The sequence below is a fragment of the Pseudomonas sp. Tof1 genome (assembly GCF_055390395.1).
This window is the reverse complement of record NZ_AP024344.1, coordinates 1,909,951-1,925,037: the sequence shown is the minus strand read 5'-3', so window position 1 is coordinate 1,925,037 and position 15,087 is coordinate 1,909,951. Positions and strand designations below refer to the sequence as shown.

General features: G+C 64.5%; 12 protein-coding genes. 4 read left to right on the top strand and 8 right to left on the bottom strand.

Annotated elements, in window-relative coordinates; genetic code table 11:
* Window positions 1-25: 25 nt before the first annotated feature.
* From trhO to ACZ5KU_RS08960, 3 genes are all read right to left on the bottom strand, one after another.
* Window positions 26-964 (bottom strand): oxygen-dependent tRNA uridine(34) hydroxylase TrhO, encoded by a 939-nt coding sequence (trhO, locus tag ACZ5KU_RS08970; protein ID WP_054060548.1) that lies wholly within the window; start codon window positions 962-964, stop codon window positions 26-28.
* A 101-nt stretch (window positions 965-1,065) separates the two neighbouring features.
* Entirely contained in the window at window positions 1,066-1,362 is a 297-nt protein-coding gene (locus tag ACZ5KU_RS08965; protein ID WP_054060549.1) for a BolA family protein, read from the bottom strand.
* 12 nt (window positions 1,363-1,374) lie between these two features.
* A complete protein-coding gene (locus ACZ5KU_RS08960) occupies window positions 1,375-1,896 on the bottom strand; it encodes a DUF2059 domain-containing protein (RefSeq protein WP_017906393.1) in 522 nt (173 codons plus the stop codon).
* 195 nt (window positions 1,897-2,091) lie between these two features.
* Between ACZ5KU_RS08960 and ACZ5KU_RS08955 the strand changes: the two genes are divergently transcribed.
* The gene (locus ACZ5KU_RS08955; protein WP_054060550.1) at window positions 2,092-3,486 is read left to right on the top strand and encodes a class II fumarate hydratase; all 1,395 of its coding nucleotides are present in this window, start codon (window positions 2,092-2,094) and stop codon (window positions 3,484-3,486) included.
* 151 nt (window positions 3,487-3,637) lie between these two features.
* Here the strand turns inward: ACZ5KU_RS08955 and ACZ5KU_RS08950 are convergent, their stop codons facing one another.
* Window positions 3,638-4,600, bottom strand: coding sequence for a DMT family transporter (locus ACZ5KU_RS08950; protein WP_054060551.1), 963 nt, complete (start codon window positions 4,598-4,600; stop codon window positions 3,638-3,640).
* On the opposite strand from ACZ5KU_RS08950, the gene ACZ5KU_RS08945 reads away from it, so the two are divergent.
* A complete protein-coding gene (locus tag ACZ5KU_RS08945; RefSeq protein ID WP_152974447.1) occupies window positions 4,599-4,784 on the top strand; it encodes a hypothetical protein in 186 nt (61 codons plus the stop codon). The genes ACZ5KU_RS08950 and ACZ5KU_RS08945 overlap by 2 nt on opposite strands.
* Window positions 4,785-4,810: 26 nt before the next feature.
* Entirely contained in the window at window positions 4,811-5,014 is a 204-nt protein-coding gene (locus ACZ5KU_RS08940) for a DUF6316 family protein (protein ID WP_054060552.1), read from the top strand.
* Between the two features lie 76 nt (window positions 5,015-5,090).
* Here the strand turns inward: ACZ5KU_RS08940 and ACZ5KU_RS08935 are convergent, their stop codons facing one another.
* Both ACZ5KU_RS08935 and pap read right to left on the bottom strand, forming a co-directional pair.
* Window positions 5,091-6,275 carry a thiolase family protein gene (locus ACZ5KU_RS08935; RefSeq protein ID WP_464737039.1) on the bottom strand — a complete coding sequence of 395 codons (1,185 nt, stop codon included), beginning with the start codon at window positions 6,273-6,275 and terminating at the stop codon, window positions 5,091-5,093.
* Window positions 6,276-6,377: 102 nt separating this feature from the next.
* A complete protein-coding gene (gene pap, locus ACZ5KU_RS08930) occupies window positions 6,378-7,904 on the bottom strand; it encodes a polyphosphate:AMP phosphotransferase (RefSeq protein ID WP_054060554.1) in 1,527 nt (508 codons plus the stop codon).
* A gap of 139 nt (window positions 7,905-8,043) precedes the next feature.
* On the opposite strand from pap, the gene mnmC reads away from it, so the two are divergent.
* Window positions 8,044-10,038 carry a bifunctional tRNA (5-methylaminomethyl-2-thiouridine)(34)-methyltransferase MnmC2/FAD-dependent 5-carboxymethylaminomethyl-2-thiouridine(34) oxidoreductase MnmC1 gene (mnmC, locus tag ACZ5KU_RS08925; RefSeq protein WP_464737038.1) on the top strand — a complete coding sequence of 665 codons (1,995 nt, stop codon included), beginning with the start codon at window positions 8,044-8,046 and terminating at the stop codon, window positions 10,036-10,038.
* Window position 10,039: 1 nt separating this feature from the next.
* Here mnmC and ACZ5KU_RS08920 read toward each other — a convergent pair whose 3' ends face one another.
* Together ACZ5KU_RS08920 and ACZ5KU_RS08915 are read right to left on the bottom strand one after the other, a co-directional pair.
* The gene (locus tag ACZ5KU_RS08920; protein WP_464737037.1) at window positions 10,040-11,605 is read right to left on the bottom strand and encodes an NEL-type E3 ubiquitin ligase domain-containing protein; all 1,566 of its coding nucleotides are present in this window, start codon (window positions 11,603-11,605) and stop codon (window positions 10,040-10,042) included.
* On the bottom strand, window positions 11,542-14,871 hold the full coding sequence (locus tag ACZ5KU_RS08915) for a dermonecrotic toxin domain-containing protein (protein ID WP_464737036.1): 3,330 nt from the start codon (window positions 14,869-14,871) through the stop codon (window positions 11,542-11,544). Before ACZ5KU_RS08915 ends, ACZ5KU_RS08920 begins: the two co-directional genes overlap by 64 nt.
* Between the last annotated feature and the right edge of the window lie 216 nt (window positions 14,872-15,087).

Sequence of the window (15,087 nt, the reverse complement as noted above, 5' to 3'; positions counted from 1 at the left end):
CATAGAGCAGGCGCGCGGACATGGTTCAGGCCTCGGAAGCTTGACGATAGTTATAGCCGATCGGGTGCGGTTGGTTGCGCGCCTTGGCCAGTTCGATCTGCTTCTGCCGGTCGATGGCACTGCGACGGGTCTTCTCGCTCAAGGTGTTCCAGCAATGCGGGCAACTGATGCCGGGCACATAGTGCTCCGAGGCGCGATCCTCGACGCTGACCGGGGTACGGCAGGCGTGGCACTGGTCGTAGTCGCCCTCACTCAGGTCGTGCCGCACGGTCACGCGGTTATCGAAGACGAAACAGTCACCGCGCCACTGGCTTTGTTCCTGAGGCACCTCTTCGAGGTACTTGAGGATGCCACCCTTGAGGTGGTACACCTCCTCGAAACCCTCGCCGAGCATGTAGCTCGAGGCCTTTTCACAACGAATGCCGCCGGTGCAGAACATCGCGACCTTCTTGTGCCTGGCCGGATCGAAGTTGGCCTTGATGTAGTCGGGGAACTCGCGGAAGCTGGTGGTCTTGGGATCGATGGCGCCTTCGAAGGTGCCGATCGACACCTCGTAGTCGTTGCGGGTATCGATCAGCAGCACTTCCGGATCGGCGATCAGGGCGTTCCAGTCCTGTGGCTCGACATAGGTACCGACCCTTTTGTTCGGGTCCACGCCTTCGACGCCGAGGGTGACGATTTCCTTCTTCAGCTTGACCTTGGTCCGATAGAACGGCTGCTCGTCGCAGTAGGACTCCTTGTGATCCAGGTCCACCATGCGCGGGTCGTTCTTCAACCAGGCCAGCAGGCCGTCGATGCCTTCGCGGCTGCCGGAAACGGTGCCGTTGATGCCTTCTTCGGCGATCAGCAGCGTGCCCTTGATACCGTTGGCGAGCATCGCCTGCAGCAGCGGTTCGCGCAAGGCGACGTAATCTTCGAGGGTGACGAACTTGTACAGTGCCGCCACGACGACAGGTTGAGTCATGGGTATTTCTCTCCAGGTGGCTGCCCTCGCAAAGGGCGAACCGGATGCAAAAAAAACGCGCCGACGAAGCGGCGCGTTGCGGATTCTAACAAAAGGCGAGCCTAGTGTCCTCCGCCGGCGCAGGTCGGCGACGCCGGTGCCACGCCGATTTTTGCCCACTCCTCGGGGGTGTAGGTATGCAGGGCCAACGCATGGAACTGCCCCATCAGGTCACCCAGGGTGGCGTAGACCTTCTGGTGGCGCTTGACGCTGTTCAACCCGGCGAACTGCTCGCTGACCAGCACCGCCTTGAAGTGGGTCTCGGTCCCGCGACTGTGCATGTGGCTTTCATCCAGCACCTGCAGGTGCTCGGGGTGCAACGCGCCCAGGGCGGTCTCGATACGTTGTTGCATGCTCATCCCGGGCCCCGCTTACTTCTTCTTGGCCGGTGCGGCAGGCTTGGCCGGCGCCAGCTCGTTGGTCATGTCTTCCAGCAGCTTGTTGACCACCGGTACCGCGCTCTCCAGCTTGGCCTGGGTCATCTGGGCCGATTGCTGGGTCAGTTGCGGCATTTTCTCCAGGACTTTCTTGCCCAGCGGCGACTGGTAGAAGGCCACCAGGTCCTTGAGCTCCGACTCACTGAAGTTGCTGGTGTACAGCTTGACCATGTCGGGCTTGAGCTTGTCCCAGCCGATCGCCTGGTCCAGGGCGGCGTTGGCCTTGGCCTGGTAGGTGTCGAGCAGCGGCTTTTTCGAGTCCGGCGCCTGGGTCTGGGCAAAGCGCTGGGCGAACATCTGCTGCACTTGTGCGTAGACCGGGGTTCCGAGCTTGTCGGCGTGGGCCAGCGTCAGGAAAGCTTCGGCACTGGCGTTGTGGCTGGCGGTATCGGCGAAAACCTGGCCGCTGGCACATACCAGAGCAACCGCGGTACAGATGGCACGAAGACGGGTCATCGAGTTTCCTTTCTAGCAGGCGAGGTAAAACCCCAAGAACGCCCATTCTGCGCCTAACAAAGTGTGTCACTCAACCCCGACACCGATTGTGACAGGTTCCAGCGTCCCTGCTCCGGTAAAACCTGTATGGGGAACCTGGCCGGCAGATCACGGCCTAAACTTCACCAATCAGTCATTTAAGGAAGAGCGTGTCCGATGAGCCGTATCGAAACCGACAGTCTTGGCCAGGTGAATGTCCCGGAAGAAGCCTACTGGGGGGCACAGACCCAGCGCTCGCTGATCAACTTCGCCATTGGCAGCGAAAAGATGCCGCTGGCGGTGATGCACGCCCTGGCCCTGATCAAGAAGGCCGCGGCGCGGGTCAACGACCGTAACGGCGACCTGCCCGCCGACATCGCCCGACTGATCGAACAGGCGGCCGACGAAGTGCTCGCCGGCGAGCACGACAACCAGTTCCCGCTGGCGGTCTGGCAGACCGGCAGCGGCACCCAGAGCAACATGAACGCCAACGAGGTCATCGCCGGACGCGCCAACGAACTGGCCGGCAAGGGCCGTGGCGGCAAGTCGCCAGTGCACCCGAACGACCACGTCAACCGCTCGCAAAGCTCCAACGACTGCTTCCCCACCGCCATGCACATTGCCGCCGTCCAGGCGGTGCACCGGCAGTTGCTGCCGGCGATCGCCGAACTGTCCGGCGGCCTGGCCGAACTGGCGGCGCGGCACATGAAGCTGGTCAAGACCGGGCGCACCCACATGATGGACGCGACGCCGATCACCTTCGGCCAGGAGGTTTCCGCCTACATCGCCCAGCTCGACTACGCCGAACGGGCGATTCGCGCGGCCTTGCCGGCCGTCTGCGAACTGGCCCAGGGCGGCACGGCGGTGGGCACCGGGCTCAACGCGCCCCATGGTTTCTCCGAAGCGATCGCCGCGGAAATCGCCGCCCTCGCCGGCCTGCCCTTCGTCAGCGCGCCGAACAAGTTCGCCGCGCTGGCCGGCCATGAACCGCTGACCAGCCTGTCCGGGGCACTGAAGACCCTGGCCGTGGCCCTGATGAAAATCGCCAACGACCTGCGCCTGCTCGGCTCCGGGCCCCGCGCCGGGTTCGCCGAGGTCAAGTTGCCGGCCAATGAACCGGGCAGTTCGATCATGCCCGGCAAGGTCAACCCGACCCAGTGCGAAGCGCTGTCGATGCTCGCCTGCCAGGTCCTGGGCAATGACGTGACCATCGGTTTCGCCGCCAGCCAGGGCCACCTGCAGTTGAACGTGTACAAGCCGGTGATCATTCATAACCTGCTGCAGTCGATTCAGTTGCTGGCGGACGGCTGCAGCAACTTCCAGGCCCACTGCATCGCCGGGCTGGAACCCGACCCGCAACAGATGGCTGCGCACCTGGAGCGTGGGCTGATGCTGGTCACCGCGCTGAACCCGCATATCGGCTACGACAAGGCGGCGGAAATCGCCAAGAAGGCCTATGCCGAGAACCTCACCCTGCGCGAGTCGGCGCTGGAGCTGGGCTACCTCACCGACGAAGAGTTCGACGCCTGGGTCCGCCCCGAAAACATGCTGGAGGCAGGCAAGAACGGCTGACCCGGCTCTGCCGCCGACAAGCCCGGCGCACAACCTGTAGGTGCCGGCTTGCTGGCGACCGGCCAACGGCGGCCATCCAGCACTTCCTGTGCTGTCGGACAAGGCCGCCATCGCCAGCAGGCCGATTCCCTGGGCCTGCGTGGATCACCGGCTACGAGGTGGACAACCCTCTGGCCCGTCGCGCCTTGAGCCCGGCAATCAGCGATGGCCCCAGGGCCACCAGCGCCGAACCGAGCACCACCAGCAATGCCCCGCCGTAACCCAGGCCATTGATGTCCTCGGCGTGCACGTAGTCCGGCCAGATCCAGGCGGCCAGGGCCACCGAGCCGAACGTGATCAGCGGCGTGATCGCCAGCGTCGCGCTGACCCGTGAAGCCTCCCAGTGCGCCAGCGCCTCGGCAAAGGCCCCATAGGCCACCAGCGTATTCAGGCAGCAGCCCAACAGCAGCCAGCCCTGCAACGGGCTCAGTTGCAGGATTTGCGCCGGATGCGCCCAGGGTGTCAGCAACAAGGCACAGCACAGGTAGATCACCATCATCACCTGCAAGGAGTTCCACGCCGTCAGCAGTTGCTTCTGGCTCAGGGCATAGAAGGTCCAGACCGTGGACGCCAGCAACACCAGCAGCACCCCGGCGGTGTAATTGCCCAGGGACGTCAACAACTCCTCCAGGCGCTGGTTGAAGAACAGCCCAAAGCCGATCAGCAGCACCGCCAGACCGATCCCCTGCCCCAGGCTGAAACGCTCCTTGAACACGAACAGGCTGGCGACCAGCAGGAAGATCGGCCCCATCTGCACCACCAGTTGCGCGGTGCCGGGGCTCAACAGACTGAGCCCCATCAGGTACAGGACATAGTTGCCCACCAGCCCGAACACCGCCAGCAGCACCAGCCAGCCGCCCCGTGGCCCCAGGGCGCGCCAGTTCGGCAGCCGTTTGCTGGCCGCCAGGTAGAAGAACAGAAAACCGCCGGAAACCATCAGCCGGCACCAGGTCACGCTGACCGGGTCCATCACCTGCAACACCTGCTTGAGCTTGATCGGCAGGATGCCCCAGAGCACAGCGGTGAGCAGGGCAAGAAACAATCCGTAGCCCCAACGGCCGGATGAAATGTGCATGGACAGTCCCGTGGAGCGATGGATTCGTGTCGCCATTCTAAGCGGCTCAGGCGCATTCCCACAGCCATCCGCGCCGATTGAAAACGACATCGAGCAACGTCAGAACGGCGCCAACCACTTGACTTCTGCCGTTGATCGTTCGATCAAGCATCCTATCTGCAGAAGATTTATGCTGATTATCTGACACCATCCCTAGCGGAGTTTTTCTCCATGTTCGGCAAACGCGCCCAGGACAGCACCGAGGCCGTGCACTTTCGCAGCGACCGCGTCAGTACGATCAATGGCCTGTACTTTTTCAGCACCCGGGAGAACACCCTGGAAGGGCCGTTTTTCAGCCGGACCGACGCAGAGCGCGGCAGCCAGCTCTACATCAAGCGCATGCAACTGGCGCAGGATATCCAGGACTTCCTCTGAGCTCGCGGATCCTGTGGGAGGTTCCAGGGCCGGGAGGGCAAGCCTTGCTCCCACCCCGGAATTTCCCGCAGAACCGTCAGCGTACAGCCTCGAACAGCCCCGTGGCGCCCATCCCGCCGCCCACGCACATGGTCACGATGCCGTAGCGCAGGTTACGCCGCTGCAGCTCGCGCACCAGGTGCCCGACCTGGCGTGAACCGGTCATGCCGAACGGGTGGCCGATGGAAATCGAACCGCCATTGACGTTGTACTTCGCATTGTCGATCTCCAGCCGGTCGCGGCTGTACAGGCACTGCGAGGCAAAGGCTTCGTTGAGTTCCCACAGGTCGATATCCGCCACGGTCAGCCCCATGGCCTTGAGTAACCTGGGGACCGAGAACACCGGGCCGATGCCCATTTCGTCCGGCTCGCAGCCGGCCACGGTGAAGCCGCGGAAGAACGCCTTGGGCTTGAGCCCCAGGGCCAGGGCCCGCTCCAGGCTCATGACCAGGGTCATCGAGGCGCCATCGGACAGTTGCGACGAGTTGCCCGCGGTCACCGAACCGTCCTCGGCGAACACCGGCTTCAGGCCGGCCAGGCTCTCCAGGGTGGTGTCCGGCCGGTTGCAGTCGTCCCGGTCGACCACGCCCTGTACCTGCTGGATCTGCCCGCTGGCCTTGTCCTCGACGGCATAGGTCACCGCCATCGGCACGATCTCGTCGACGAACAGCCCGGCGGCCTGGGCCGCTGCGGTGCGCTGCTGGCTCTGCAGGGCATAGAGGTCCTGCTGCTCGCGGCTGACCTGATAGCGCCGGGCGACGATTTCCGCGGTCTGTCCCATCGGGAAGTAGAGGCCCGGCACCTGCTCCTTGAGCAACGGGTTGATCAGGTTGTCGGTATTGACGCTCTTGAGGGTCAGGCTGATGGACTCGACGCCCCCGGCGACGATGATGTCGCTGCAGCCGGAAGCGATCTGGTTGGCGGCAATGGCGATCGACTGCAGGCCCGAGGAACAGAAACGGTTGAGGGTCATGCCCGCCGTACCGGTCCCCAGTTGCGACAACACCGCCACGTTGCGGCCGATGTTGTAGCCCTGGGCACCTTCGTTGGAGCCGGCGCCGACGATGCAGTCCTCGACACTCGCCGGGTCGATGCCGTTGCGCGCCAGCAGCGCATTGACGCAATGGGCGGCCATGGCGTCGGGCCGGGTCTGGTTGAACTTGCCGCGAAACGACTTGGCCAGGCCGGTACGCACGCTATCGACGATCACCACTTCACGCATGGGACACCTCATTGTCATTGTCGGTCCAGGAAAGCCTGAGCATAGGCTCGACTGATCCGGGACCGCGACAATCATTCATTCGGCGTATGCGCCACCATCGTCCTACTTCGCCTTGCGGTCCTTCTTGCCCTTCTTGTCATGCTTGTCGCGCTGGGCGAAGGCGTCCTCGATCGCCTGGTTGATCGTACGCAGCACCTTGACCCGTGCCCAACGCTTGTCGTTGGCCTCCACCAGGGTCCAGGGCGAAATCTCGGTACTGGTGCGATCGACCATGTCGCCCACCGCAGTGCGGTAGAGGTCCCACTTGTCGCGGTTGCGCCAGTCGTCCTCGGTGATCTTGAAACGCTTGAAGGGAATATCCTCGCGCTGCTGGAAACGCTCCAGCTGGGTCTGCTTGTCGATCGCCAGCCAGAACTTGACCACGATGATCCCGGCATCGCTCAACTGTTCCTCGAAATCGTTGATCTCGCCATAGGCGCGCATCCAGTCGTCGGTACTGCAAAAGCCCTCGACCCGCTCCACCAGCACCCGGCCGTACCAGGAACGGTCGAACACGGTGAACTTGCCGCGCGCCGGGATCTGCCGCCAGAAGCGCCACAGGTACGGCTGGGCACGCTCGTCCTCGCTGGGCGCGGCAATCGGCACGATGCTGTACTGACGCGGGTCGAGCGCCGCGGCCAGACGACGGATCGCCCCGCCCTTGCCTGCCGCGTCGTTGCCTTCGAACACCGCGACCAGGGCATGCCGGCGCATGCGCTTGTCACGCATCAGGCCCGACAGCCGCGCCTGTTCGGTGATCAGTTGTTCCTCGTAGTCGGCCTTGTCCAGTGCCAGGCTCATGTCCAGGCTGTCGAGCAGGCTCATCTGGTCGACGCCCGACGGCAGCGGCGCGGTATTCGGCACGGACGGGGTCCGGGCTCTCTTCAGCGCCGCCTGCAGGCCTTCGAGCAGGATCTTGCCCACGGTCAGGCTGCGGTAATGCGGGTCGGCGCCCTCGATCACATGCCAGGGCGCGTAGTCGCGGCTGGTGCGGCGCAACACCCGCTCGCCGAAATGCACGAAGGTGTCGTAGGTCTCCGATTGCTGCCAGTCCAGCGGGCTGATCCGCCAGCTGTGCAGCGGGTCGTCCTTGAGGGCCTTGAGCCGGGCCTTCATCTGCTTCTTGGACAGGTGGAACCAGAACTTGAAGATCAGCGCCCCTTCATCGCAGAGCATCTTCTCCAGGCGCTCGGCCCCGGCGATCGCCTGGTCGAGCACCGCGTCCTTGAACAGGCCATGCACCCGGCCCTGCAGCATCTGGCTGTACCAGTTGCCGAAGAACACCCCCATCCGCCCCTTGGCCGGCAGCATGCGCCAGTAGCGCCAGGCCGGTGGGTGGGCCAGTTCCTCGTCGCTCTGCTGGTCGAAGGTGCGCACCTCGATCAGGCGCGGGTCCATCCATTCGTTGAGCAGCTTGACCGTCTCGCCCTTGCCGGCGCCCTCGATGCCGTTGATCAGCACGATCACCGGGAAACGCTTCTGCTGCTGCAATTCGAACTGGGCTTCGAGCAGGGCTTCGCGCAGGGCGGGCACCTCGGCTTCGAAGGTTTCCTTATCAATGGCGTGACCGATTTCAGCGGATTCGAACATGGGTGGCTCCTTCCAGAATTGCCCAAGATTAACGGATCGGACCGCACGGTGGGCGGCGAAATCCCCGACATTTGTCGTGGATCAATCCGACCCGGACCAATCGGCTAGAATGGCCGACTGTTTGCCGATGAGTTGCTCCATGAACCGCGTACCGCCACACGCCCAGCTCGACTGGGACGACCAGGGACGACCCCGCTCCCGGGTGTTCGATGATGTGTACTTTTCCGACGACTCGGGCCTGGAAGAGACCCGTTATGTCTTCATCGAGCAGAACCGCCTGCAGGAGCGCTTCCAGGCCCTGCCGCCGGCTGGCCGGCTGGTGATCGGCGAGACCGGTTTCGGCACCGGGTTGAATTTTCTCTGCGCCTGGCAGTTGTTCGAGCAATGCGCACCGCAGGATGCACGGTTGCATTTCGTCAGCGTGGAAAAATATCCCCTGAGCCACGCCGACCTGCAACGCGCCCTGGCGCTGTGGCCGGAACTGGCGAGCTTCGCCACCGCCCTGCTTGAACAATACGTGGCGATCCACCCGGGTTTCCAGCGCCTGCTGCTGGACAACGGCCGGGTCAGCCTGACCCTGCTGATCGGTGATGCGCTGGAACAGTTGCCGCAACTGGACGCCCGGGTCGACGCCTGGTTCCTCGACGGTTTCGCGCCGTCGAAGAACCCCGAAATGTGGAGCCCCGAGCTGTTCGCCGAACTGGCGCGACTGGCCGCCCCAGGCTCGACCATCAGCACCTTCACCAGCACCGGCTGGGTCCGCCGCTCGCTGAACGCGGCCGGCTTCAGGATGAAACGCACGCCGGGCATCGGCCACAAGTGGGAAATCCTGCGCGGCGAGTTCCTCGGCTGGCCGGAGGACGCGGCCAGGCCGGCGCCGGTGCGGCCCTGGTTCGCCTACCCCGAGCAGTGGGTCAAGGAGCGCCGGGCCCTGGTGATCGGCGGCGGCCTGGCCGGTTGCGCCAGCGCCGCCAGCCTGGCCGCCCGCGGCTGGCAGGTGACCCTGCTGGAGCGTCGCGAAGCCCTCGCCCGGGAGGCCTCGGGCAACCCGCAAGGCGTGCTTTACCTCAAGCTGTCGGCCCACGGCACCGCCCTGTCGCAACTGATCCTCAGCGGCTTCGGGCATACCCGGCGCCTGCTCGAACGACTGCACAAGGGCCTCGACTGGGACGGTTGCGGCGTTCTGCAACTGGCCTTCGACGAGAAGGAAGCCGGCCGCCAGGCGCAACTGGCCGCGGCGTTCAGCCCCGACCTGCTGCACGTGCTGGACCGTCCGGCCGCCGAGGCGCAAGCCGGTATCGCCCTGGAGCACGGCGGGCTGTTCTTCCCCGAGGGCGGCTGGGTGCATCCGCCGGCCCTGTGCGGCTGGCAAGCCAGCCACCCGAACATAGAGGTACGCCCCCACAGCGACGCCGTCGAACTGCGCCGGGTCGACGGTCAGTGGCAGGCATGGAACGCCGACACCCTGCTGGGCAGTGCGCCGGTGGTCATCCTCGCCGCCGCCGCCGACATCAAGCGCTTCGCGGCGACGGCGCCACTGCCGCTCAAACGCATTCGCGGGCAGATCACCCGCCTGGCCCAGACCACCGGCAGCAGCACCCTGCGCACCGTGGTCTGTGCCGAAGGTTATGTCGCCCCGGCACGCCTGGGCGAACATACCCTGGGGGCCAGCTTCGCGTTCAACAGCGAGGACCTGATCCCGACCACGGCGGAACACCTCGGCAACCTGGAGCTGTTGCGGGAGATTTCCCCCGATCTGGCCGAACGCCTGCAGGTGGCCGCGCAAGACCCCGAGCAGTTGCAAGGCCGCGCGGCCTATCGCTGCACCAGCCCGGACTACCTGCCGATCATCGGCCCGCTGGCCGACGCCGGGCGATTCGCCGAAACCTATGCGGTGCTGGCCAAGGATGCCCGCCAGATACCGCCGCAGGCCTGCCCCTGGCTGGAGGGCCTGTACGTCAACAGCGGTCACGGCTCACGCGGCCTGATCACCGCGCCGCTGTCGGGCGAACTGCTCGCCGCCTGGCTGGAAAACGAGCCGCTGCCACTGCCCCGCGCCGTCGCCGAAGCCTGCCACCCGAACCGCTTCGCCTGGCGCGAGCTGACCCGCGGCAAGGCGCGGACCGGCCACTGAATCAACTGCCCGGTGCAGGCGCGGGATGCTCGTACATTTCCTGGCGGGTCAGGCTGATGAGAAACATCTGCTCCTCGGCCCTGTGGCTGTCCATCAAGGCCTCCAGGTGCCGGAAGTAACGCTCGCTGTGCATGGTGGGAGACTCCCTGAGCAGTTGTTCCTCCTGATCGTGGAAGGGCTGGTTGAACCGGGAAAAATCCCGCGGGTATTTCTTTTTCAGATAATCGATCCAGAAATCGCGCCCGGCGATGAAGGTCGTCAGGCTCGGCGTCTGCTCGGCCTGCAGGATACGTGCATGCGCTGCCTGGATCTGCTCCTCGGTGACATGGGCGATGGACCTGAACAGCATTTCCCTCGGCTGCCCGGGCACGTGCATCAGGCGCGCCAGGCCAATCCGGTAGGCCAGGTTCACTTCGATTTCATCGACCGCGCTCGACGACGGCACCTCCGGGTTTTCCGCCAGTGCCCGGACATGACTCCGCGCGATGGCATCGATCTGCTCCAGCCGGAACAGGCCCCGTGCCAACTTCAGCAACTGCACCGGTTCATCGCCCTCTATCGCCAGTGCCCGTGCCTTGGCCAGCAATACGCGAACCTCCAGATGGCTGAAACTCTGCGCCGCACTGTCGACGCAGGTCAGCGGATTGGCCGCCAGGTCGAACAATTCCCGACGCAGCCCACCGTCCTCACCCGCCGCCTCCAATACCTCCCAGACCCGTCGTGTCAGGTCGCTACGGGTCTTCAGGTAGTCCGCGCTGCCGCCCAGGCGCCCCAGCAGATCGAACAGTTCCTGGCTGCCCGGTTCATGCCACAGGCCCTGCCAGAGTGATTGCAGCTGGGCACGCCGCTCCCCCTCGACATCCGCCAGCCAACGCAGGCGCGAACTGTATTCGTCGAGCGCCAGTTCCGACTCCGGTATGCCAAAGGTGATGCCGGTGCGCAAACGATAGGCGGCCAGCGGACTCTGGTTGGCGGGCCCCAGCGGATTATGACGCAGGATGATGCGCCGAGTGATCGGCGACGGCGCATCGTAGAGTTCGGCGGGCAATTGCTGAATCAGGTTGCCACGCAAGTCCGCCGCGGACAGACTGGTACGGGTCAACAGCCCTTCCGGCAGGTGGTCGATACCGGTACCGCGCAGAAACAGCCGGCGCAGGTGCGGCATTCGCACGACATCCAGGCGGCCGACATCGGAGTTGCCGTTCAGGTTGAGCACTTCCAATTGCTGCAGGGTGGAAAGCTGGGCCGCCGCCTCGCGGGTGAGCACGATCCGGTTTTCCTGCAGATGCAGTTCGCGAAGTTCGTCCATATGCGCAATGGCTGGCGGCAGCGTACGCAACCGGTTGTTGCCCAGGTCCAACTTGCGCAGTTGGGGAAACCGCCTCAGGAAGCTGCTCGGGATGGTGGTCAGGTCCATGCTCTTGAGGGACAGTTCGGTGACATGCTCGAAACTGATCGACTCGGGCAGTTCCGGCAGGCTGACCACCCGCAACCCCTCCAGGCTCAGGCCATAGCCGATCGCCGCACCGCTGTCGTCATAGGTTCTGGGGTTTGCCGGCGCCAGCAACGCTCGAGAATCTGCGAGGCCTGCATGCGGCCTTCCTGCATGCCTCCGAGCCAGATGGACTGCCCCCGTTGCTCGAAAGACCGGCCATACCAACTGTTCAATAACGAGCGCAACAGTTCCAACTCCAGTTCCAGCGAGCGAATCCGGTTGCGCACCAGTGCCGAATCGTCACCCAACTGCAACATGAAGGCGCGGACCTCCGCCTCGCATAAATCGGGATACAGACGGGTCACCCGCCGCAACCCGCGACGAGTCGTCTCGATCCCGCCACGCCGGGTGCGTGAACAACCGGAGCGGTCCATCCGGCGCCAGGGGGCCGGCTCATGGTCAGCTTTTCGCGCTGCCAGGCCCAGCGTCGCCTCCAGTTCCTGACGAGGCCGCGTCATGGCCGTGCTGAGCAACAGCTTATGCAGTTGGGCCTCCTCCTCCAGCCTCATGCCCATTGCCATGCGTTCACTGACGCTCAACGAGCCCAGCAGGGCTGCGCTCAGGGCGTCGTTGCCGGTCGCCCGTTGCCCGAGCGCACTGCCGCTCGCGTCGAAGGCCTGGTAGCCCTCTTCGGTCCTGACGAAAATCCGCCGCCTGGGCAGACCGACGTTGCCCAACTCGGCCAGCAGCGGGCCGCTGACGGCATCCTGGCGTAATTCGATCCGCAGATCGAGCGGCCATCCCAGCAACTTCTCGAGCACGGGCAACTGCAACCTGGCGGTATCGGGATTCACGGTCGACTGCAGGAAGCCGCCCTCCAGGGCCCGATCGACCCGAACCTCGCGGGCGGCGTCGGTGAGGTCCTCGACCAGTTGCAGGGGCAGGCGCGAATCGACCAGCAGGCGATCCTTCACACTGACACTGGATTGCTCGGCCACCTCGCGCAGTACGCCACTCGGCAACTCGGGGAAACGTTGGCGCACACTCTCCGGCAACCCATCGGCCAACAGCCAGCGCAGCCGGTAGACCCGCTCGAACAAGGCATGACGATGCGTACGCACATGCTGCTGCAACGCACGTTCGAGCCCAGGCAGCTCCTCGCCAGGTTTCACCGGCTCGCCGAGCAGGGCCTGCCTGTGCGCAGGATCAAGCACGTCGATCAGGGCCTGCAGGCCGCTCGACTCCAGATCCCTGGCCGCCACCTTGAGTGGCCTTGGCTGCGAGGTCAGGTCGACGCCGTACTCATACAGCGGCTTGTCCGCGGCATCCAGCAGCAGGATCGTGCGCCCCCGGGGCCAGCCCGGCAGGTCCGGCAGGATCTGCAGCTTCAGGTCCAGCAGGCGTCGCGCCGGCGGGGCATCGGCAGCATCGGCCAGCCAGCCGAGTTCGCGGTCCAGGCGAAAACGCCGGATCGAGTCGAGCACCGTCGCCGGGATTTGCGCCCTGTTCATGTGCAGGCGATGCAACAGCGGCGCATCAAGACGGTGGATCGACAGAATCCGCTCGATGTCCACATCGTCCAGCCAGGCGGCCTCGGGCCCCAGGCGACGCAACAGGTAGGCCGGATCCTCCCAGCCCGGAGGCCATTCATGGGCCAGGCGCCAGCCGCCCGCACCATTGTGTTCCAGCAGCGGTTCGTAGGCCGTGGGGCGGCTGCGATGACGCAGGCGCCAGGCATCGGCAGCCTCGTCCCGATAGGCCCGATAAGGGCGACCGGCGATATCCAGGTAACGATGCCCGTCATCGCTGACCTCCGGGTAGAAGCCCTGCGTGTCCGGGTCCTGCCGGGCGAGCAAGGGCTCGTCATGGGCATAGGGTTCCAGGCTGGGCTGCCAGAGCCGGTAGCGCCCATCGTCCGAGCGCACCGGCACCAGCTCATCGAAGAACGCCGACTCCTGGCGAAACAGGCCCTTGACCAGCTTGCCACCCACCTGCAGGGCCGTGCCCAGGGCAATCATCGTCGCGAGGTCCTCGGCCACCGCCATCATATGGGTGATAGCCTTGTCATGATCACCACGCTGCCAGTCCTGGTAGCCCTCGTAGACTTCCGCCAGCATTTCCCCGACCGCCACCCCCATCATCAGCAGCCCCAGCCAGGGGTTGGCGAAGGAGGCCAGGTTCAGCAGGGTCATGCCCAGCCCCAGGCGGGCCTGGTAACGGGCGTTGCGGGCGTCCTGGTCGACATCCTCGGTCGGCACGGCAACCGCCCGGGCATCGTCCTGCAAGCGCTGCAGTTGCTGTCGATGGAGCAGGGAAAACAGCTCGTCGTTCGATGGCAGCAAGCGCAACTTCAGGTCGGCCTGCCGATTGAGCAAGGCCTTGGCGCTCAGGGTTTCCCGGCTCAGGCTGCGACGCAACGCGGCAAGAAACGCCGGCAGATCGCGCTGCTCGACCAGACGACTGAAGAATGCCTCGTAGGACGGCTGCCACAGGCGCTCGCATAACTCGGCGCGAAAATCTTCGAGCGAGGGGTAGAACCTGAATCGGCTGAGCGGATCGTTGGGGATGTGAACCAGCAACCCGCGATCCCCATCCGACGGCCCCGTGTGCAGGGTGAACAGACGTACGCGCGACAGCGTCACGCCCAGCATCTGCAATTCGTTGACCTGTATCCGCGCCCCATCGGCGGCAACGCTGACGTTCGATTCGATCAACCGGCAAAGCTGCGTATGGGCACTCTCGTCCAGTTCCTTTTTCATCAAGGCGATGGTGGCATCCACCAGCATGTCCGCCTTGGCCTGCTGCTGCATGGCGAACTCGATCCTGGCACCTTCAGCGTCCAGTTCCTGCCCGGCTTCGAGTGGCAGATGCAAGACCCTGCACAAGTGCTGCTGATAACGTCCACCGAGGTCCAGTTCGCGTACCAGATCGATGAAGGCCTGTGGCGTGAACTCCGGCCTGGCGCTGCCGGAGAAGCGCAGGTACGTTTGCGGTGGAAACTGCTCATCCGCGGCGAAATTCTGCAGCGCGGCATCCAGCAGGCCGTGCTGGGTGAATGTCATCGGAAAGACAACGGGGGCACCAAGCGGAGACGGAAATTCGGGCCAGCGATCGGCGATGACCAGCATGTCCGTGTGCAGGTCCAGCCCCGCTCCGAATCGCTCCTGCAGCCTCTGTGCGAGCAACGGCTCACAGAACGCCCGGACCGGCTTCAGCTCCCTGAGCCAGGCCGACACATCATCCTTGAACAATTGGCTGCGGCTCATGTACTCGCGCAGCTGTACGATCCTTTCCGGGCGGGCCAGCAACAACCAGTCGGGAGCATTGGCCCGGATCACCTCCTCGTTTTCACTGAACTCGTCCAGCCCGGGTGGCACCGGCAGTTTAACGGCTGACATTTCAAAACTCCTTCTATCCATGAGTCTTGAAGGTATCAATCACGGCGTCCTGGAAAATCTCAAAAACCTGTTGCATATCAGCCTGTTGCATCAGGAATTCAGGGCTTTCGCATAACCCGCTGGCACCCTTGTGCGCGAGTGCCCATGGCCACGCCCCCCCGCTCGGCCTGCTGTTCGGCGGATCGTTTATAACGGATTGATATAAAACTCCCCCGT